We start from the raw sequence: 22,038 nt of genomic DNA, 5'->3' as shown, positions 1-22,038 counted from the left end.
GGATCGCTTCTAATATGCTCCTATCGAATTTAAATCGAGTTTGCGGATTTATTTCATTGGCCGTGATTGTTCTGACCTTACTCGCAGGTTCTTCATGGTCTGCCACTCCTGTGAATGCTGCCGAAACTATAGGAACGGTTCAGGTTCTGCTGACGGGCGAGGGCGAATTAGAAGTGGCTCCTCATGGCGACGGGAATATCTACGCACCTCACGTGTTTTTTAACGAGGGCGTTTATCAGATGTGGTACGGTGCCCAGGGTAAGGACGGTCATGACCGTGTTTTGTATGCCGAGTCGACCGATGGAACGACCTGGGATCGCAAAGGAGTTGTGATCGACAATGGAGAGGCCAATCATGTCAACGATCCGACGGTCGCCTATGTCGATGGGCGTTACTACTTGTATTACACTCGCGCCACACGGGATGTGATCGACCGAGTTCACCTGGCCGTTTCCGACGATGGAAAGAACTGGGAACTGAAAGGTGTCGTAATTGATGCTGGAGCCGAAGGGGAGTGGGATTCGCTCTCCGTAGGGCGTCCTGCCGTTCTCTATGACGGGGGACTCTTTCACCTCTGGTATGATGGCCGAAAGGACTTTCCTCTGCATGCACCTGTCCGGGATGTTCCTAAAGTGAAAGAGTCACGCCGCGCTGTGGGTTACGCCGTTTCACGAGACGGAATCCACTGGAAGAAGTACCCGCTCAATCCGGTGCTGGAAAATAATGTCGGTGCAATCGATGTTGTTCGTTACGGAGATCGCCTGCTGCTGACTTATGAATCGGGCAAGGGAACCTGTCTAGCGGAAAGCCCAAATGGCGTCGTCTGGACGGACCACGGTCTATTCGCTCCCAAAAGTGGCGAAGCAGCGGACAAGTTTGGCCATGTTACGCCCCATCTTTTCATTGATCCGAAGGATGATCAGTTGTTGCTCTATGTCGGAAATGCCCCGCATCAGTCGTGGAATAAGAATCAGGTCGGTGTGATGAAAATTGATCGTGATTCTCTGGAAAAAGTTCTCGTTAAGTAACAACTTAAGTAACAATGGTGGCTTCTGCATTCATCGTCTGATTATGGATAACCGAGGTGAACGATGCCGATAACAGACCCTGTCTCCCTTTCCGAGGTTGAAAACTCTATATGTGAAGTTCTTTCGGAAAAATTTGACGTACCCAGAGATAAGGCTCGGCCTCAAAGCCGATTACTTAAAGATCTCCATTTCGACAGTCTGGAGGCCACTGAACTATTCCTCGAAGTCGAGGATAGATTTGGTGTGACCATTCCTCAATCAGAGCATATGAATGGGGCGTGCAGCGCGGTTTTTAATCGGAGCGATTTTCGTATCGCCGACTTAGCGGAGATCGTTTACCTGCAACAGGGGTCAGGTAAACCAGTTCGACGGACTTCTTGGAGAGGTCATCAGTCCGTCCCGCAGCTTGAAATCAACAACCCGTTCTGCCAATTGAGTGGTCGCTGGGAATCTGAGGGGGACGGAAGGCTGCTGGAGAAAATTAAAACGGACCAACAGTTTCTCCAATACCGTCGACGTTCTGATGGTATGCGTTGCGTGCTGGTGCCTGTCGCCCGGGTCGAAGTGGGCACCGACTCGCCCGGGTACGACAGCGATGTCCGACCTCCGCATGGGGTGAAATTGGACGCGTTTCTCATTGATGTCGAAACCGTCTCCACAACCGCCTATTGTCGATTTCTGAATTCGATTGGCTGTGTGGATCAGCAGGTGCTGTTAGATTGGTTCGTGCTGGCGGATGAGGACGATCGGATTGAACAGCAGCTGATTGAACAGAACAATCAGGAGTGGCGTCCGATCGCGGGTTGTGAGCATCTGCCGATGATACTTGTCTCCTGGTATGGGGCGAATGCATATTCTCTGTGGGCCAACGGTCATCCTTGGAACGACTATCGATCTGAAGGGGAGACGCCCGGCAAAAGCTTTCTTCCCACCGAAGCCCAGTGGGAGTATGCGGCTCGCGGCCCGGATTTCAAAGAATATCCGTGGGGAAATGAAGCACCTACGGCAGAGCGTATGCGTTTCAGTCAACATGTTCCTGCTGCCACTTATACGGCAGTCACGATTCCGATGGAGCCGGTGAATTCCAGCAACGGCATGTCCCCATTCGGTCTGCATCATATGGCGGGAAATGTCTGGGAATGGTGCCGGGACTGGTACTCTCCTGATTTTTATTCGACTCCTGAGGCGACTCTCCAGAATCCTGTCAATTCAGTTGGAACGGGTGTTCGCTCGGAACGAGGAGGAAGCTGGGTTGGTCCTGCGGATCTCTGCCGCAGTTCCCATCGTCGAGGTCGTGCCCCCGAGGCGAAGGGTCGCTGCCTGGGATTCCGTTGCATTAGCGATATGTCCGCAATCGGATAATAGTGAACGGCAGCAGAGCAGATCAGCTGAACAGCCGGCCCCAAAGTTCAGCATGTGCCCCAAGAGCGAATCTGGAGCGGCGGCGATCTCGAATATGGCATCCTCAATCCGGTGGTGTAATGCGGGGAGGATATCCAAATCGTTCCTCAAACGCTTCTCATCAGCGGGGTGAGGATATACTAAAAAGATTGGAGCGAATGGGATTCGAACCCACGACCTCTGCATTGCGAACGCAGCGCTCTCCCAACTGAGCTACCGCCCCTGAACGAAGTTGGCGTGTGATGGAAGGGTATTTCCAACAAACAGACATCGGTTTTGAGAGACCGGGTGAATCGGTCTCCCGGTGGGGGATGGCCGCTTGACAGTCCGGGAGCTCCGGACCAGAATTAAGTTACACATAATCTTCTAAGGGCCATCAAGCGGAATTCTAGCAGAATCGTATTGCCATTTTCAGCCACTAGCCTCTCGGTTTCAGAAGGAATCGAAGAAGTTTGTCGAGACTGGAAGTGACCTGCCGATATCACTGTCAGGGGATCGCTTAGATTAGAAGCATGTCCCAATTTAATGGGTGGTTTTTAGAATCCAGTTCAGTCATTCTCTGCTGGGACACTGAAAATCAGCGACACTTCAACGCGACTCGCGGTGGACACCCTTTCGAACAGGTTACGGGAGCACTTTCAATTCAGGCTCATTTCGCTCACAATCAGCTCTTCAACCTGGATGCATTCCTGCCGGCCCATTTCGACCGAACTCTCATTTCGGTTATCGAGATAGGTTATCCGGTCGGATCGTTCTGCTGAAACGGCATCCCCACTTCCCGTCACCGATTATCTGTACCCTCAAACTGTATGGCATCCTGCGGAGAAACGACGTATGGCCGAAGAATGGCTGGATCAACTTGTAACTGACAATATTATCAGTGCCTCGCAGCTGATGGAGGCTGAGTCCGTCGGTTCCAGCAGTGGAATCACTACGTCGGATTCTCTGGTAAACCTCGACTACGTCGATGCGGACGTCGTATGCCAATATCAGGCTGCGTATTACGCTTATGACTATGCACAGCTGGATGGCGTCGAAATACCTCCTTCGGTTGTCGAGATGGTCCCGGAATCGGTCGCCAGGGAAAATACAGTCGTTCCCCTGGAGCTCGACGGGGACGTGCTAAAGGTGGCGATCAGTGACCCGATGGCATTGGAGGTTCTCGACAAGCTCCGGTTCATCCTGAACAAAGATATTAACGTCGCATTGGCACCCAAAAGTAAAATTTTGGCGACCATCAACCGACATTATGGGCAGAGTGAGACCGAATCAGTCGACTCCATGTTGAGCGAGTTCACAGAAACGGCGATCGACTTTACGGAAACGGAAGAAACAAGAACACAGCTTGAGGGACGCGATGAGGAGTCCTCTCCGCTTATTAAGCTGGTTAATCTCATCGTCACCGAGGCGGTGAAACTGCGGGCGAGCGACATCCATATCGAACCGTTTGAGGATCGTGTACGGATTCGCTACCGGATCGACGGCCATCTTGTCGAACGGGATAGCCCGCCCCGACGTCTACTGGGGGCAATTGTCTCTCGCGTTAAAGTCATGGCAAAAATGGACATTTCTGAGAAACGGCGATGTCAGGACGGTCGAATCAAGACGGTTGTTGGTGACAAGGACTTTGACCTGCGTGTCAGTATTCTGCCCACCAACCACGGTCAGGCCATCGTGCTTCGTATTTTGGACCGGGACAATATTAAGGTCGGTATTCGCAACTTAGGGTTTAGTGAAAATAATTACAGGTCCTTTCAGAATATTATCCGCCGCCCGAACGGAATTTTCCTGGTGACTGGCCCAACGGGTAGTGGAAAAACGACCACTCTTTATTCCGCCCTGGGTGAACTGAACCGGCCCGACCGAAAGATTATTACTGCGGAAGACCCGGTCGAGTATTACCTCCCGGGGATCAATCAGGTCGAGGTTAAAGCTCGAATTGGATTAAACTTCAACCGGATCATTCGGGCGATGTTGCGGCAAGCTCCGAATGTAATTCTGGTCGGGGAAATTCGCGATGTCGAGACAGCAGACATGGCAATTCAAGCTTCTTTGACAGGACACCTGGTTTTCAGTACGCTCCACACGAACGATGCGCCCGGTTCTATTACACGCCTTACCGATATGGGTGTTCAGCCATTCCTCGTTGCTTCCTCTGTTATGGCGGTCATGGCCCAGCGATTGGTTCGAGTCGTTTGCCAGAAATGCAAACAACCGTACACTCCTACTAAGGCGGAAATGGAGACCTACGAAATTACCACTGAAGAGGTCGCCAACGGCAATATGGTCCGCGGGGCGGGATGCTCGACTTGCCAGCATACCGGCTACCGGGGACGCCGGGCTGTTTTTGAATTAATGCTGATGAACGCCGCAATCCGCGATATGACCTTCCGAAGTGAGCCGACGCAAAACATCCGCCGTCAAGCACGACTTTCGGGAATGAAAACGCTAGTGGAAGATGCAAAAGACAAGGCTGTTCAAGGGCTTACGACATTGGCCGAAGTTGAGAAACTACGTTCTGGAGGCCACTAGTCTTATTGGGATTGCTCTTTAGCAGTGATTGAGGCACTGCGGCCGCCAAGCTGTGGCCTGAACGGATAACTGGCCAGGCAATCTGCGAAAGAACCGCGGCTTAACAACTCGGAATGATCATTCTCAGATGGCGGTAGGTCAGGCTGAGCTTCACGCACTTCAATGTGAGGGTGTGTGTTCGTGTGTGCACTTAATGGGTGTGGGGCTGCGCTTTAAGTATGGGGTGCTCTGTGAGCTGGAGAGAGCGTCCAGTTACTCCGAAATCCAAAATGACGTTTTTCGAGCGAAGAGGAACAAAAGGGGCCGGAATTTGATTTTTCGATAGGAGAAGCGGAATAATGAAGGCACGTTGCGAAAAGGCAACATTCCTTATTCCAGTCTTGTTACTCAATCTTATCTTCGTCCTTTAAAGTTCACTAAACATCAGCACGTCGAAATTATTCAAATTTCCTCCTGTTGATCTAATCCGACTTGGACTCGCATAACGTCGTTTTTCGATCACAATTGCAAGTCTCGGATGACAGGGGGTTTTTAAGCTGATTGAATTGTCAGATGGATTTGGAAAGGTTACTCTAGGTTTATTGCAAAATCTTCTGGTGCTTGAGCTTACTTTCATTGGCAAGTGAAGTTTGAACAACGGGTGGTTTCGAGAAGACCTTGAAACAGATTTGTTGATTATCAAAAGTTTGAGATTCTCTCAGCCTGGCAGCAATTCTGAAATCATTTCAATGTTCTGAACAACTCTCTGTCATATACAAATCATATTGTCATTTCATCTTACCTTCACTCTTCTGTAGGAATCATCGCAGGTTAACGTCTTGTTTGTCCATGAATCAAGATTGGTGGAACTCGTCGACTGGCCTCGCTCTATGTGTTTCGATTTGAAGTTGAAATGACCTTCCAACACAAACAGGAAACCACACTGGTTTTTCGGCGAACACAATGCAGATTGATAAACTTCTGGAAACAGTTGTCCGCAACAAAGCAAGCGATTTGCATATCACGACAAATCAACCCCCGGCTTTAAGGCAGGGGGGGCGTATTGTGCGGCTCGATACAAAAGTGTTGACTCCGGAAGATACTGTCGGATTGATGAAGAGTATCACTCCGGAACGGAATCAGCAGGAGTTACAGGAAGTGGGGGGGACCGACTTCGGTTTCGCTTACGGAGATAAAGCTCGCTTCCGAGTTGCGGTGTTCAAACAGCGTGGCCAGATCGGTCTTGTGCTGCGGCGAATTCCTAACGAGTTCCTGACGTTTGAACAATTGGGACTGCCACCGGCGATTGAAGAATTGATTCAGCGGCCGCGTGGTTTGTTCCTGGTGACGGGGCCGACCGGTTCCGGTAAGACAACCAGTCTTGCCAGTATGATCAACTGGATGAACGACAATAAGTACGATCATATCATCACGTTGGAAGACCCTATTGAGTACTACCACGAACATAAAAAGTCGACGATTAACCAACGTGAAATTGGTGTCGATGTTCCCGATTTTCCTGAAGCACTTCGCCGTGCCTTGAGGATGGACCCTGACGCCATTCTGGTCGGGGAGATGCGTGACTTGGATACCATCTCTTCCGCGATTACCGCGGCGGAAACAGGGCACGTTGTTTTTGGAACTTTGCATACCACGGGTGCACAGGGAACTGTCGACCGAATTATTGACGTATTTCCTACTCACCAGCAGGAACAGATTCGTACACAGTTATCCGTTTCGATCATTGGTATTTTGAGTCAGGCATTGCTCCCCCGGAAGACGGGTGGGCTGGTTGCCGCATATGAAATGCTGGTGGTCACTCCAGCTATCTCGAACCTGATTCGAGAAGCAAAGACGTTCCGAATCAACTCCATGATTCAGACTGGTCGTAAATATGGCATGCAACTGCTGGATGATGCCCTGTTTGATTTATGGAAAAACGACATCGTCGACGAGAAAGACATCATCATAAAATCGAACAATCCCGGTGAACTAAAGCAACGCATCGCCAAGGCGAAGCGGGGACTGTTGGATGACGATGGCATGGATGGCGGAGATGAATACTATGATGACGATGACGAATTCGATGATGATTAATGCTGATCGAAATAGCTGGTTGTCATCTCGATTGAAAACATACAAAACAGAAACATCAGATCACAGACAGCTGAGAATTTCTTCGGGCCGGAAAAGATCAGATTTTTGAATAACTGCATTCGAGAGATTGCAGGTAGTTAAACCTGGTAAGCAATTCGTTTTGCGACCTGTCCCTACTGCCGGTCCTGTTGACTGGTAGTACGGTGCATTAAAGATAAACGCGGACAGCAGGTAGAAATTTACAACCATGGCTCAACGACGTATTGGTCAAATCCTGGTCGACCTCGGTTACATTACCGAAGATCAATTGTGGGACATTCTGGAGGAACAGAAACAGTCCCCCGGTGAGGTCCTCGGTCAGGTTGCCAAACGTATGGGGCTGGTCACCGAGGTGCAGATCACCGAGGCGCTCGCCGAGCAATGGGGCATGCCTGTTATCTCGCTGACCGAGACCAATATTCCACCGAATGTGCTGGAGCTCGTTCCGCAAACGATGTCCGAATTATACAGCATCGTTCCCATTTCGTTACGAGATAATGTACTCACCGTCGCAATGGCGGACCCTAAAAATGTCGCCGCTCTGGATGACATTCGCAACTTCCTGGGATATGAAGTCAGAGGCGCCGTTTCCAGCCCGGTTGAAGTCGAAGAAGCCATTGCTCGGCTGTACGCGGACAAAGAAGAGAGTATTGAAGATGTGATGAGCGCCTTCGCCGATCCGGATGCTGAGGATGGCGAAATGCGTGGCTTCAACCTGGCCTCTCCCGAAGAGATGGCCGATGCCGCGCCGATTCGTAAGCTGCTCAATATGATTCTGCTCCTGGCCATTAAAGACCAGGCTTCCGACATTCACTTCGAACCTTTCGAGGAAGAGTTTCGCGTCCGTGTTCGTGCTGATGGTGTGTTATACGAAATGGTTCCTCCTCCCCGTCACTTGGCGAACGCGCTTGTTTCTCGGGTGAAGGTTATGGCGGATTTGGATATCGCCGAACGCCGGTTACCTCAGGACGGACGAATTGAATTAAACGTTGCCGGTAACCCGGTTGACCTGCGCGTCAGTGTACTGCCAACTTTGTTTGGTGAAGCGGTCGTTATGCGAGTATTGGACCGTACGGTGGTTCAATTGGACCTCGACAAAATCGGTATGGATCCAACGACTCTCAAGCGGTTTCGTAGTGCCATTCATTCACCGAACGGGATCGTCCTGGTGACAGGCCCGACCGGAAGCGGAAAAACAACCACACTCTATTCAGCTCTTAACGAGTTGAATGACATCGAAACAAAAATTATTACGACAGAAGACCCAATCGAATACGACATCGATGGTCTCGTACAGGTGCCGGTGAACCCGGACATTGATGTGACTTTTGCGACGGTTCTACGAGCTATTCTGCGGCATGATCCAGACAAAATTCTGATCGGTGAGATTCGTGACTATGAAACGGCAGAGATTGCTGTTCAGAGTGCCTTGACCGGTCACCTTGTGTTCTCGACTTTGCACACGAACGACGCCCCAAGTGCGATTACGCGATTGCGAGATATGGGGGTGCCGGCGTTCCTGATTACGGCGACCGTCGAAGCGATACTGGCTCAGCGACTGGTGCGAAAAATCTGCACTGAATGCCGAATCGAGTTCGAGCCGAGCGATGAATTGCTGATGGAATTGCAACTACCAATCGAACAGGCACGACGATACAAATTCTATTACGGTAAAGGCTGTCAGCGTTGTAACAACACTGGCTACAAAGGCCGCTGTGGTATTTATGAATTCATGGTCCTCAACGATGAAGTCCGGGACATGATTACCTCGGAAGCTTCGGTTGATGATATTAGAAACTACGCTCGTACGCAGGGGATGACCACTCTGCGAGAAGCGGGATTGAAACTGATCTTTGATGGCGTCACGACCATTGACGAAGTCGTACGCGAAACGGTCATGGAAGATATTGAATAACAAACATACCTGATTAGCTAATTTTATACTTATCAAAACTTGATAACCATCACATCGAAAAGTCGCTCGAGGATTGCTTTGTTGGACTCTTTCTTCAACGGGTAGTGGGCGGTTCTATAAAATTAAATGATATACGGGCCACAGTGAAAATATTTGTTTCTCCGCGATCGATGATCGCTCGAATATGTGGAACTCCGTAATGCAACTGATCATCGACAAAATCTGTCACTCTCATTTCCAGTATTACTGATTCAAAGACTCTTTCCACCTTACTCGATCTCATCGAATGGTGGACAGTACATAGATGATGTTTGCTACTGCGAACCCATTTCAAACATGTCATTCAGCGCCGTCAGCAATCAGCGATTCCTAAGTTCAATTCAAATTACGATTCAACAGATTCATTCAATTCCTGCATAACGAGTTTCTCGTTACTAAGTCAGTACTCCGGAGGGCAGCATGCCGACTTTTCAGTATGAAGCAATGGACAACACTGGTCTTGAAGTCAAAGACACCGTCGAAGCCGCCACAGAGCAGGAGGCCCAACGTGCGATTAAGGAGAAGGGCTTCTATATAACCAAAATTACCGAACAAGGACGAATGCGGGATAAGAAGAAATCGGCTCCCAAAAAGAAGAGCAACAAAGCTCAGAAAACATTCGCCATCGGTGGTGTCCGCGGTAAGCAGTTAACGACTTTTACACGTCAACTGTCAACATTACAGGATGCTGGTCTTCCTATTCTACGAAGCCTGCGGATTCTGGAAGGCCAGTGCCGTCCCGGTCCATTGAAGAACGCACTGATCGATGTCGTCGAAGAGATCGAATCCGGTTCGACTCTTTCCGAAGCGATGGCCAAACAACCCAAAGCGTTTGACAACCTGTACGTCAACATGGTCAAAGCGGGCGAGGCCGGTGGTGCTCTTGAGATTATTCTGCAACGTCTGGCCGACTTCAAAGAGAAAGCCCAGACGCTGAAACGAAAAGTGATCGGGGCGATGATTTATCCGGCCGTGGTGATCACCGTCGCCATCGTCATCGTAACAGGGATTATGTACTTCATTATTCCGGAGTTCAAAAACCTGTTTAACGACTTCGATCTGGAACTTCCCTGGCTGACGATCATGTTGATCTCCTGTAGTGACTGGGTGGTCGATAACTGGTTCCTGATTCCCATGATCCCGATTGCCTTCTGGTTGTTCATTAAGATCGTAAAGAAGAACAAAACGGGAGCGTACATCTGCGACTTCCTCAGTTTGAAGTTTCCCCTGTTAGGCGGAATTCTGCGAAAAGCAACCATTGCTCGTACGATGCGTACATTGGGGACGTTGATTGCCTCCGGTGTACCTATTCTCGAAGCACTGATTATTGCCCGCGATACCTCCGGCAATGCCGTCTTCCGTCGGGCATTTGACAATATTTACGCGGCGATTCGCGAAGGGGAGTCTATGGCGATTCCTCTGCGTGAAGCCCGGATCACTGACGACATGGTGGTCAACATGGTTGACGTCGGCGAAGAGACCGGTGCCCTGGATACGATGTTGTACAAGGTGGCGGACGTCTACGAAGAAGAAGTCGAAGTCGCCGTCGAATCTCTGATTAGTATTCTGGAACCAATCATGGTGGTTGTTCTAGGGGTGATTGTGGGAACGATCGTTATTGCCCTCTTCATGCCCATGATTGCATTGATCAACAGTCTCTCCGGTTAAGAGATCGGAAGAGGAAAGACGCCTGGCTGCGGCAGGCAGGTGCTTTGCCGCAGCGATAGAGGGTCTGGGCACCGAATTCGATTTTTGAAACAGTTCACTCACACCATACTCGTGAAATTTAACATCCGAACAAACAGTAGCACGCCCTGTGCCTGAGGCTTCTCGGCCGGTACAGAAGGAGTTGACGAATCATGCAACATTCCCTCACCCACGACCCCACCCGTCGTCGATCCGGTTTCACACTGGTGGAATTACTCGTCGTCATTTCGATCATTCTCATCCTGATGGGACTGCTGACCTATGCCGTTTTCCCCACAGTAGGCGTCGCCCGGGAACTCGAAGTGCAAACGGAATTATCATCGCTCGAAAAAGCATTGGGCGATTTCAAAATGCAATTCCATGATTTGCCACCCAGTTCGTTTACTCTGCGAGAAGAGGATACCGGTTGGACAAACACGGAACGAGCAGTCCTTAGACGGTTCTGGCCGAATTACGATTTTGGAAATGCAAATGTCTTCGATGCCAATGGAAATGGAAACTCGACGGATGTCATTACGCTCAACGGGGCGGAGTGTCTCGTCTTCTTTCTGGGAGGAATCCTGAAAGATTCCGGAACTGTATCGGACCGAATTCCGAACGGGTTTTCCAAAAATCCAACGGCGCCGTTTCAGCCTGGTGGAACCCGTGTCGGTCCCTTCCACGAGTTCGATAACTCGCGGTTAGTTTTACAGGATACGAATGGCGACTCCTCTCTCGATGACGAATTCAAAATGTTGGTCGATCCTTTGTCAGACGGTGGAAATCCCATCATGTATGTCAATAGTGATGAATATAACTCGCCGGTAACGGCACTCAGTGGGAGTGGAATGACGAAAGCGTACTCACAGAATGTTGCTGAGGACGTGTTCTGGAAAGGGCAGACTTTCCAACTGATCTCAGCCGGTGCCGATGGAATCTATGGTCAAGGCGGGGTATTCGATTCCAATTCAGCGGGCACGGCATTAAGTGGTGCTCGTGAAGGTGAAAGAGACAATATCACGAACTTCCATCAGGGACGACTGGCACCGTAATCGACTTGGTCGATTCCCATCCGATCTACAGGAAAGCTTAGACAGATGAAAACAGCAGACGTGACAATCAAACAGAAAAAACGTGGTTTCACGCTGGTCGAAATCATGATCGTCCTGACGATCATGGCCGTGATTATGGGTATTTTTACCGTAGTGATCGGTAACGTTCTGAATTCCGGAAGAGAAACCCAGACTCGGGCGACTCTAAAAAAGATTGACGAACTCGTCCAGGACCGATTACGTGCGTTCCGATTAGCCAAAGAACGTGGTCGGTTCCAGGGTACGATTCAAGACCTTTCCCGGAACTGGTCCAGCGGACCGAACTACAAAGATGATCTGATTTCTGTTTGTGTACATAAACATTACATGGGCAAGTATTTTGGAATGGACTACCTGTTGGATCCATCCAGCTACAACGATCCCGTGAATGGTGCCAATGCTGTCGGAACATCGGCAGAAGAAGCGGCGTTCTCGTCGGAAATTCTGTACGAACTTCTGATGAAAGGCACGATTGCCGGTGAGAACCCTGTCCCGCTATTGAGTATCACTGCAGCAGAAACTGATTTCAGCAGCAACGAAATTGGCGATACCGATGGTGATGGTCGTTTAGAGTTTCTCGATGGGTGGGGCAATCCTCTGAGGATGTACCTGTGGCCAACATTCCTGACGAGACCGGATGGCACAAACCTGATCGGTGGCAATTTACTGTTACGTTTATACATTCCTGCCGCCGCGGACAAACCCGATAACGTATTAGAAACAGATCCAGACGATCCCAAAGGAATTCTGAGCCAGGCAACGGCCAGTGAACTGGGCGTGTTAAATTCGGCTGGTGTATTTGCTTTCACGTTTGATGATGCTGTTACTCCTCCCGAGCCACATCACTTTGATACTTACCACACCATGGTTGTGGTCTCTGCAGGACAGGATCAAACTCTGGGCGTGAAGGAGCCGTTGGAGTCAATTCTGGCAGAGCCCGAACTTGTCTTTGGTGGGTTCACGTTTGATCCCGCTCAAACGGACTCCACCTCGGCGGATCACATTTATAACTCTCCTATCAATGACGACATTACGAATCACCAGGGCACGCGAGGAAACTAAGATGATTAGCTGCCGACAGCCCCTATTAGAACACTTTTTCATATCGCGACGTAGAGCCTCCGGTTTTACGTTGATCGAGTTGATGGTGGCGATTCTCATTCTGGGAATCTTGACCGCGGCCACCGTCTCCACGTTAACGGTGGCGTTGGACAACAGTCGGGTTCCATCAGCCGCGCGAACCATTCAGGCGGCGCTCGAAGGTGCCCGCGACCGGGCGAGCCACGCGAATGAACCCCGCGGCTTGCGACTCTATTACGAAGATGTCGAAGGCCACTACATGGTCAGATCGATGGCGTATCTGGAAGTCGTGGAGAATGAAACTGCAGGAGATATTGAAGTCCGCCGAGATTCGAGCATGGGCCCTCCCACTTGGGGAGATGCTGACGTTGTAAATGGTACGGGTGTGAACTGGAACTCGCTTTATAACAGAGGGCTATTGACTGAAAAATCAAAGGTTCGGTTGGGAAATTGGTGGTACCACATCCAAAGTGGAACTCTCTCAAGTTCGATAACTTCAGATCGATTAAGAATCGTTCCGGAATATCGCGATGCGACAGGGACAAATATGGATATCTCAGCAGGATTTGTTAACGAAGGCGATCACGAAGTGACACTCGCCCCCGTCGAAATGGCGGATGAAGATCCCATCAGTTTTCCGGATGGTGTGTTTATCGATTTATCGGTGTTGGAATTACAGAGTCCTTCCATTCGTCCTTTGGCGTGGGGAGCACTTGCGGATTCAGACTACGTCGACATCATGTTCAGTCCACTCGGAACGGTCGATGGGCCACTGTCAATTCAAGGGTTACTGCATCTCCCCATCGTCGAGATCGAAGATGTCACCTTGGGCTTCGATTTTGGTGATGAAAACAAAGAAGGGAATGAATCCCTTGTGACCATTTTTACTCAAACTGGCCAGATTAGCACGCCCCCGATTAATACGGACAACGGTGGCACCGATCCATTCAAACTAGCCAGAACGGGAATAACAGAATGATTCGCGCATTTCAGACAACGCGATCGGACACACAACACGCCCGCACCGGACGAACCGGTACCACGCTGGTTGAAGTGTTAATCTCCATTCTCTTAATGGGAATTGGGCTGGTGGCTCTGGCGACCATGTTCCCGGCCGCCATCCTGCGCACCGTCCGCGCGCATCATCTGACTTCAGCGACCAGCTTACGATTCAACGTGGAAACGATGTTAGACATGTATCCGGGCTACGTCGATCAATGGGATGATGGTTCCTTTCCGGGAGCGATTCCCAGTCCGGGGGTCTCTGGCTATATCGTCGTTGATCCGCAGGGATATATCGACGCGCTTGATCTTGGAAGTGGGAATGAAAACCTTTATGGGGATACGATTACCCGCCAGACTTTTGACACCTCTTTGACGATGCTCGATCTGGACCGCGATATTTCTGGCGCAGGTGATCGCGACGATGCCGTCCTGTTCACCACGTCCTCGGATACCTGGGAGCCCCTCGTTACTGCGGCAGTGGAGTCGTTTGTTCCCCCTTATGAATATGTGGATGTTGATCCCAAAGCCGATTTGACAGGGATTAACGACATGGTTGGGAATCAGACCGGTCTAGTACGCGCCCGCGCGATTCTATTCAGCTCCACCGGTAAAGGGGCCGAGTATCGATTTCTAACCGGGGTGGAACCAGGCAGCCCGAATCGAATTCACTGGTCGGAAACCTTCGATTCAGTGGATCGAAATAACGATGGCGACGCCACAGACACTTATCCAGTCGCCAGTACGTTCTCTCCCGAGCGAGTTCAGTTGGAAGTTTCCGACCCGCGTTTAAGTTGGTTAATGTCGGTTCGTCGAACGTACATTGACGGAACCCAGGTAAATAACAATGCGGATATCGTGGTCTTTTTCAACCGTAGTTTCGAACCCGATTCGGAAACAGTTTATACCGGCAGCACATTGACGATTGGTTCGGCTGTGGCCGAGATCAACGCCAGTGACCTGGAGCCACCACCCAAGGTGGGGAACTTCATTTTCGATGCGGAGAAATGCCACTGGTATAAAATTGTCAGCGTGGAATCGACCAACCCTTACGTCGTTTCAATTGACCGACCCGCGGTGAAAAGTAGCACGAAGCTCATGTTAGTACGTAATGTAATCGACGTGTATCCATTGAAAGCATTCACGACCGACTAGTGTTTCACCTGTCCTACTGACTTAGTTACAGCCAATTTCGTGAGAAGTAAAAACGGGGCCCGAGGAAGAATTCGATGATTTCAACCACTGCCACAACCAGAACAACATCAGCCCGACGTGGTTTCACTCTGGTCGAACTGTTGGTGTCCATCGTCCTGGTGACCATCATGATGTTCGCCTTTGCGCAGGTCTTCCGTGTCGCGACTGACACGATCGTCCAGACGAGCGGCATTTCGAACAACGATGAAAAAGCCCGCACGCTGACCACCATTCTCAAAAGCGATCTGGAAACACGCACATTCCGGAATGTGATTCCTTTTGCTGCAGGCGAGACCGCTCCTGTTCCTACTGACACTGACTTCGAATTGAGAAATTTCAGCGAACGAATCGGATACATTTATATCTCCGATAACAACGTCAACGATGACACGGACGATGTATTGCAATTGACGATTGACCGCTATATTTCGGGGCAAGTGACGGACACCGATCTTGATAATCTGATTTATGGTAAAGCGACCACATTGGCAAATAGCGATGAAGACTTAGATATTGATCAACCCAGTTGGAGTGATTTTCAGCAGGACTTGATTGGGAACGAAGGGCTCACCGCATCTCGATATGCTGAAGTTGCTTACTTCGTACGGAATGGAAACCTATATCGGCGTGTCTTATTGTTGTATCAACCTGTTGAAGAAGCCAAGAACCAACCGCAGACTAGTGGCAGTACCGATTTGATCACGGGGGATTACGACGCCACTGTCGACGCGCTTACCACTTATGCGACCGGAGACTTCTGGAACGACTTCGATATCTCCGCGTTTCATGATGGAACAAAGCTGACGCTCAATGGTGTTGGCAAGACTTTAAGTGCTCAAAACAGTCTAGAAAATACTGCAAGTGGAATCTCCAATCCGCTCGCGCATCCGCGAACTCGGTTCGGGTTCAGCTTTGGAACCGGGTTGCCGCGGGAATTCATTCAGGAATCGGGGACCCCGATTTATGTTGGCCGCTTTACCCATGCAGAGACGTCCCATTCCGCGTTTACTTATCCGGGGGCTGCGGGGTCCAGCCCATTGGATGTCACGACCTTGGATGACGCAAACGACGATGGGTTGATCGATGACTTTGATACGTCTGGCGAAGGGGGGCCTCGACAGTTCGAGGACTTGTTGATGACCAACGTGCTCAGTTTCGATGTGAAATTATGGGATGAACAGCTGAACTCGTTCGTTGATATTGGCCACGGATTGCCGGGTGGCGATTTTACCTATGGCACTACCACAGTGCGGGATACTTATTCTCCGCTGCCAGCTTCGTATCCGGGAAATATCTTCGATACGTGGCATCCCACTGTCGATTTGTTTCCATCGGACACTGTGAATGATGATCCACCTTATCGCCCCGATGACGGAACAAATCCTACACCCGTTCGCGCGATTCAAATCACTATTCGGTATTGGGATACACGAAGTGAGCGGACGCGGCAGTTGACGATTCAACATTCACTGATTGATTAAGACCATTACTCGCACAACTTTGCGATTCAGAAATACAACCATTTACGAACCAGTTTTCAGCCGGTTCGGGCCACGGCTCTCTACCACAGAGAGGAATGAACTCAAATGTTTATCACCATGAAAAAAAGCAGAGAACTGACGGACCACGGGCTTTGTCAGACACGTCCGATCAAATCATCCAACCGAGAAGGAGCGACACTCGTTGTCGTGCTGGCGCTACTCGGTTTAATGATGGTGATTGGGTTCTTCGCCTACAGCATGGCGTCACAACAACAGGCCAACAGCGAATACTTCGCCAACACCCCCCGCGCCAAAGCCCGCAACGTCGCCGACTTCGACCGCGAAGCCCTGATGAACTGGGCGCTGGAGCAAATCATCAAAGGGGGCCCGGCCGATTTGCCTCATAGTGCTCTGAGTGGCGGTCGACACGCATTGGTTCCAAATATGTTTGGAGCCGACCTGCATCCGTATTCGGGTACAGGCTACAACCTGATGCTCGACTCAGGTTTGCCAGTTTTCGACAACAATTACGATGGCAGTGACGACGGAACATCGGAACCCTGGATGAACGCCTCGCCCGCGGCGAATGGCGGCATCTTTGAGGTGTTCAATAACAACTTTGACTACACCCCCGACGCCCCTTATACCGCTCCCGACTTCAATAACACTTTTCTGGCCTATCGAGGGTACGGTCTGGATTCTAATAACAACCCCGTTCTGGTCGTAAAACCGTCGTATCACCGCCCGGAAGTCCTGCGAGAGGACAGTACTGGACGAGTAAAATTGTTTCGTGACTGGATGAACGATTCTGGTTATTCTCCACTCTCAATGCGGGCGAATAAAGGACACAAAGCAAATGATGGCAGTGGTTTTGTAACAGATCGTTACTTTTACAACTCGGGATCTGTTGAAGGAATTTCCACGCCGTTTCCATTCCCCGATTTTGATCCTGTCAATAATCCTAATGAAACATGGAGCGAAGGCGTCTGGGCTTTGGAAGCTTACGATGGATCGCATACTTACAGTTTCGGCGAGTGGGTCTTTTATTCGGGAACTTATTTCCGCGTGCTGGTCGACAGCCCCACCGGTCCGCCGGTTGATGGTGCTGAATGGAAAGAATATACCCAACCCTACTATTCCTATGATGCGGACCCGGATGGGGATGGAGTCAAGGAAGCGATCTGGATGGACCTCGACTTTCCCATTCAGGAAACACCTGACGGAACTCGTTACTTTGTTCCCATGTATGCGATTACGATTCTAGATGCCGATGGGTTAGTGAACCTGAACGCCCACGGAAACATTAATGGTGTCGTGGATCTGACTGGCGGTTCCGTGTTCGGTGACGACAATGCTGATTCCCTGGCCGATTTCATCTCGAAATCGAATCTGGGATTATCTCCCTCGGAAGTTAATCCACTGTGGGTCTTCACGGCGACCGATGCCGACTTCAACACCCCAGGCGATATTGCGTCAGCGAAAGCGGACCACATCGACTTCTTCAACCGTACTCCGGATACCACGACTAACCAGTTCGAAATGGCCAACATGGAATGGTGGTGGGCGAACTCGGTTAAAATGACGTTTAATGCGGGGAATGTCGAAGAGACGGTACTCGGTCGATACGGCGATGATGGTATTACCGATTTCGATACTCTGTATGCTTCGCAGGACCGACTTGATTATCCTCAACCCGGGGAGATGAATAATGACGACAACGGCAATACGCCGGTCGGAATTTCAGGAGAGACTGCCGTTCATCCGCTCGACTTGCGAGGGGCGGGGGACATCTATCAAACCATCGCGTCACCCAATAATGGCAAGACGCTGAACTTCAGCACCGATACGCCTTCGAAGTGGCTGAAATACGTGAATTATTCGTACCCGTCTTATTCCATCTGGGACGGTGACCCCGGCAATGGGGACGATCTCGACGAGAATACCTACGCCGGATTACCGGAAGAGGAACTGATTACCCAGGCCTTGATTGACGAAGCCTATGAGATGGAGACCGATTACAATATTTGGGCTCCGCTGGAGGCACTGAACCCGGATAGTCAGTTTGATATCTCGGAAAACGGACCGCTTCAGATTTCTGATTCTGATAGCGAACTTTCTTCAGTGACATCGCGTTTAACTCAGTTGATGCCATGGAACTTGAGCGAGAATAATCGCGCAGCCGAAATTCGCAAAAACCTGACCACCCACAGTTCCGACATCAAAGCCCGTAACGCAACACCCAGTGTAAATCGTGCTGCGGAATACGATAGTGGAACCAACTTCCCTCCCAAAGTAAGTGCGTACGACTCGACTGTATTAGACTTTACGAACTCAGCCGAATATTTAGCGATGGAAGCGGATCCCTTCCGCCTGGCATTACGACGCTGGTTGGAAGTGGAGTTGACGGCTCCCGGTCCAACCGATGTACCAGAAACTCTTCTGCAGAGGTTAATGAGCTTGAATCATATCGTCGACCTGGACACAAACGGTAACCCTTACCTGCGTCGATTGACCCCTCACCCGGAGTCTCTGGACTCGACGGTGGTGGATACTTCCTGGATTGCAGATGCGAATAACCGAGATGACTCGGTGTCTGATGATGATGGCCATCTCATTTATACTGGTTTGTTTTCGACTCCACAGGAGCAGGAATTCTGGGCTCGAACGGATCGTCAACGTATGGCTCGAGATATCTACGTGCTGCTCTATGTCCTCGGACATGGAAACGACGTCACAGGACCTTTTGCAATCGATCCGGTCATCAACGAGACAGACATTGCCCAATTTGCGATAAACGCGGTTAATCAGATGGACCGCGATAATGTGATCGACATCTTTGAATTCGACTTTGATCTTTCGAATGGATGGGGACTGGACGATAACCCGTATATGAATGAAGGGGGTGATCGTGATCTGGTCTACGGTCTCGAAGCACAAGAACTCGTTTTAAACGAAGCTTACGTCGTTCTGACAGAGCAACAGCCTAATGCCTCTGGTTCGCTTAATCTCAATGCGACGGAATGGAATGATATTGATCGACAGAAGTTCGTTTATATCGAATTGAAAAACACGGTTCCGTACTCTGTGAATCTCGACAATGGTGTTGACGTTGACGCGACTGGTGATGTTAATACGCGAATCGATACGACCGACCTCCACGACAATGGTGTCTGGCGGCTCAAACTGGAATATGACGTCAACGGGACGATCTACGAAGAGTATTTGACGATCCGTAAAGAGCAGGTCATTCCTGCTGGAGATCATTATGTGATTCTTTCTTCTTCGTACTTTAATCCTGGAGCGGCCACCCCGGATCAGTGGCACGGTGAAATGCGGGTTGATGTTAACTACGAAGACGGGGTCAATCCTGTCGACTTCAGTGACAACGACCCCGCTAATATTATCGCACCAAAACAGTATGGTTTTCGGTTCCTTGATCTGGCGACACATACACCCGATATTCCCGGCGTAATGCAAAGTGATCCTTCTTACTTTATCGATTACGATTACGTACTAACGGACAACACTGGAACACCGATCGGGCAATCAGGAATGTCGGGAGATCCGGCCGAACCTCACTTGATGGGGAGTATTCCTGACGACCCCTTGATGGGGGGCGAAGATCTGGTCGCCGATTTAACGACGATCACGATGACGTTGGAACGCCGTATGAACACAATGCGTGGAGTCGATCCAGCAGAGATGGATGACCTCTCTCTCTCACTGGGAGCCGTCTCTGACAACGTCTGGGTTGAAGTAGATAAGTTTCAAATTGAAAAAGACAGCGGCATCTTCACACTGGACTTAGATGATTCGCGTGCGATTTTGGACAGTGGAGCTGACGTAAGGACTGATGTCATCAGCAAACTGACTGCCGGAAGTCCTTTGTCTCGTGAACGCGTAGAACAACTGGACCGAAACGACTTTAATGTCTCATTCGATCCCCTGACGGATGATGTTGATGTTTCGAACGACCTGTCGATGGTAAGAAACACGATTGGTGGAGAGAACTTTCATGCGTCGACTGACTTATCAACAGGCTACACGATTTGGCAGCCTCACTTTGATCGTGACTTTTATTCTCCAATCGAGCTATTGTCTGTGCCGTTGTACGATCCGACGGAATTAACAGACGGTATTCTCGGCGGTTCCAATCTCGGGCTTCATATGGACGGAAGGAATACAGCGGGCGTTAACTTCTTCCTTGATCCTGTGACAGGTTTAGCGGCCAATCGCTGGTATCGACTGTTCGGTTATGTCGAGATACCTCGTTACGATTCTAATGTTGATGACCCCACAATTACGTTCAACGCAAATGATCCGGATCACACCCGTCTTCCGGGTAAGATCAATTGGAATACCGTCCGGGCTCCGGAAGTCCTTGGGGCGTTGATGGATGAAATTCGTTTGTTTACGCTCGACCTGACTCCGAATAACAGTGTCTATCTTCCTGATGCCAACAGTGAAGCGGCACGGGACTGGTGGGTTCAGTTCATTCAATCTCGCGATCAAGTGTGGAATGGAGTGACTCCGGGACCGGATCCAGTGACTGGCATGTATTTGCCTGGAATGCCTGGTTCTCGTCCTTTCCGCGATTTCAGCTTCGTGGAAGACGGAGATCAAAGTATGGAACACACTATGCTTCGGCAGCTGCCGATCGATCCTACTCGCCGTCTGTTTGAAGTTGGAAGTGCGTCTGACAGTTTAGATTATCCCATTCCTCAGCGTCTGCTTGCCAAGATGGTGAATAATTCGACGAACCGGAGCCATGTATTCTTTGTCTTTGTTCAGGTCGACTTCTTTGAAGCGGCCGAGCAGAGCGATGGGTCGATCCGGATTGGGGGGAAATTGGACGATTCGCCTGGTTATCGCAGCATGTTTGTGGTCGACCGGTCGAAAGCATTTGAAACATTGCAGGGGGATGATTTTTCCTCGGATCCGAATGACCGGTTTACGTTAAGGTTTGGAGACGATGATTTCGACTGGACAGACCTCGTTTTGCATCGGTTGAACATCAAATGATGAATTTTTAACTGGAACCCGAATTCTCTGATTTATCCTAACCCCGTAACTGGAAATGTGTTTATAATAGATATTGGAATTTGTGCACCGTTTACCGAATTCAGACTCGAAATCTGTTTCAACGGGTAAACTGAAAGCAGGCCTTACCTGCTTAACGACTTGGAATGCGCCTTTTTATCTACTAAAAAGGAGCGAATTCAGGACGCGAGGTGAACCGGAAACGGTCGAATCAAATTCCTCTGAAATTTAAAGTCAATTTTGAAAATATAGTCAGACGTTCGTCTGGCTTTGTTTGAGTCGCATGAGCAGGGCCACTCCCCGCGGCAGGATTGTAAAAGGCCAGGAATGCCATCGTTTAAGCGGCGTTCCTGAAAACGAATTCCCTGGATTGAGGAAGCCTAATTTGATTTCCGCCCGTTCGAATTTTTCGGGACGGCTGGAAATCGCAGGTG

The 22,038-nt window shown here is 50.0% G+C and carries 13 protein-coding genes and 1 tRNA gene; 13 read left to right on the top strand and 1 reads right to left on the bottom strand.

Annotation, left to right across the window (positions count from 1 at the left end; translation table 11 throughout):
* Positions 1-14 precede the first annotated feature (14 nt).
* Positions 15-1,028 carry a glycoside hydrolase family protein gene (locus tag Pla110_RS17225; protein WP_144997478.1) on the top strand — a complete coding sequence of 338 codons (1,014 nt, stop codon included), beginning with the start codon at positions 15-17 and terminating at the stop codon, positions 1,026-1,028.
* Between the two features lie 63 nt (positions 1,029-1,091).
* A complete protein-coding gene (locus tag Pla110_RS17220; RefSeq protein ID WP_144997476.1) occupies positions 1,092-2,390 on the top strand; it encodes an SUMF1/EgtB/PvdO family nonheme iron enzyme in 1,299 nt (432 codons plus the stop codon).
* 189 nt (positions 2,391-2,579) lie between these two features.
* Here the strand turns inward: Pla110_RS17220 and Pla110_RS17215 are convergent.
* A tRNA-Ala gene (locus tag Pla110_RS17215) sits at positions 2,580-2,652 on the bottom strand.
* Between the two features lie 289 nt (positions 2,653-2,941).
* Between Pla110_RS17215 and Pla110_RS17210 the strand changes: the two genes are divergently transcribed.
* The 11 genes from Pla110_RS17210 to Pla110_RS17160 all read left to right on the top strand — a co-directional run bounded on the left by Pla110_RS17210 (position 2,942) and on the right by Pla110_RS17160 (position 21,586).
* Positions 2,942-3,190, top strand: coding sequence for a hypothetical protein (locus Pla110_RS17210; RefSeq protein ID WP_144997474.1), 249 nt, complete (start codon positions 2,942-2,944; stop codon positions 3,188-3,190).
* Between the two features lie 73 nt (positions 3,191-3,263).
* Positions 3,264-4,961, top strand: coding sequence for a GspE/PulE family protein (locus Pla110_RS17205; RefSeq protein WP_144997472.1), 1,698 nt, complete (start codon positions 3,264-3,266; stop codon positions 4,959-4,961).
* Between the two features lie 942 nt (positions 4,962-5,903).
* On the top strand, positions 5,904-7,037 hold the full coding sequence (locus Pla110_RS17200; protein ID WP_144997469.1) for a type IV pilus twitching motility protein PilT: 1,134 nt from the start codon (positions 5,904-5,906) through the stop codon (positions 7,035-7,037).
* A 247-nt stretch (positions 7,038-7,284) separates the two neighbouring features.
* A complete protein-coding gene (locus Pla110_RS17195; protein ID WP_144997467.1) occupies positions 7,285-8,991 on the top strand; it encodes a GspE/PulE family protein in 1,707 nt (568 codons plus the stop codon).
* Between the two features lie 459 nt (positions 8,992-9,450).
* Entirely contained in the window at positions 9,451-10,698 is a 1,248-nt protein-coding gene (locus Pla110_RS17190; protein WP_144997465.1) for a type II secretion system F family protein, read from the top strand.
* A 191-nt stretch (positions 10,699-10,889) separates the two neighbouring features.
* Positions 10,890-11,768: a type II secretion system protein gene (locus Pla110_RS17185; protein ID WP_144997463.1), complete on the top strand. Its 879-nt coding sequence runs from the start codon at positions 10,890-10,892 to the stop codon at positions 11,766-11,768.
* Between the two features lie 45 nt (positions 11,769-11,813).
* A complete protein-coding gene (locus Pla110_RS17180) occupies positions 11,814-12,869 on the top strand; it encodes a type II secretion system protein (protein WP_144997461.1) in 1,056 nt (351 codons plus the stop codon).
* A gap of 1 nt (position 12,870) precedes the next feature.
* Positions 12,871-13,866: a prepilin-type N-terminal cleavage/methylation domain-containing protein gene (locus Pla110_RS17175; protein ID WP_197440256.1), complete on the top strand. Its 996-nt coding sequence runs from the start codon at positions 12,871-12,873 to the stop codon at positions 13,864-13,866.
* Positions 13,863-15,044 (top strand): type IV pilus modification PilV family protein, encoded by a 1,182-nt coding sequence (locus Pla110_RS17170; RefSeq protein WP_144997457.1) that lies wholly within the window; start codon positions 13,863-13,865, stop codon positions 15,042-15,044. The genes Pla110_RS17175 and Pla110_RS17170 overlap by 4 nt, the downstream gene beginning before the upstream one ends.
* Before the next feature lie 74 nt (positions 15,045-15,118).
* Positions 15,119-16,564: a PulJ/GspJ family protein gene (locus Pla110_RS17165; protein ID WP_144997455.1), complete on the top strand. Its 1,446-nt coding sequence runs from the start codon at positions 15,119-15,121 to the stop codon at positions 16,562-16,564.
* 105 nt (positions 16,565-16,669) lie between these two features.
* Positions 16,670-21,586 (top strand): hypothetical protein, encoded by a 4,917-nt coding sequence (locus tag Pla110_RS17160; RefSeq protein ID WP_144997453.1) that lies wholly within the window; start codon positions 16,670-16,672, stop codon positions 21,584-21,586.
* Positions 21,587-22,038: the final 452 nt, after the last annotated feature.

It is taken from the genome of Polystyrenella longa, assembly GCF_007750395.1.
GTDB classification, from domain to species: domain Bacteria; phylum Planctomycetota; class Planctomycetia; order Planctomycetales; family Planctomycetaceae; genus Polystyrenella; species Polystyrenella longa.
Note: the sequence above shows the minus strand (reverse complement) of the source record. Positions and strands in the feature narration are given on the sequence as shown.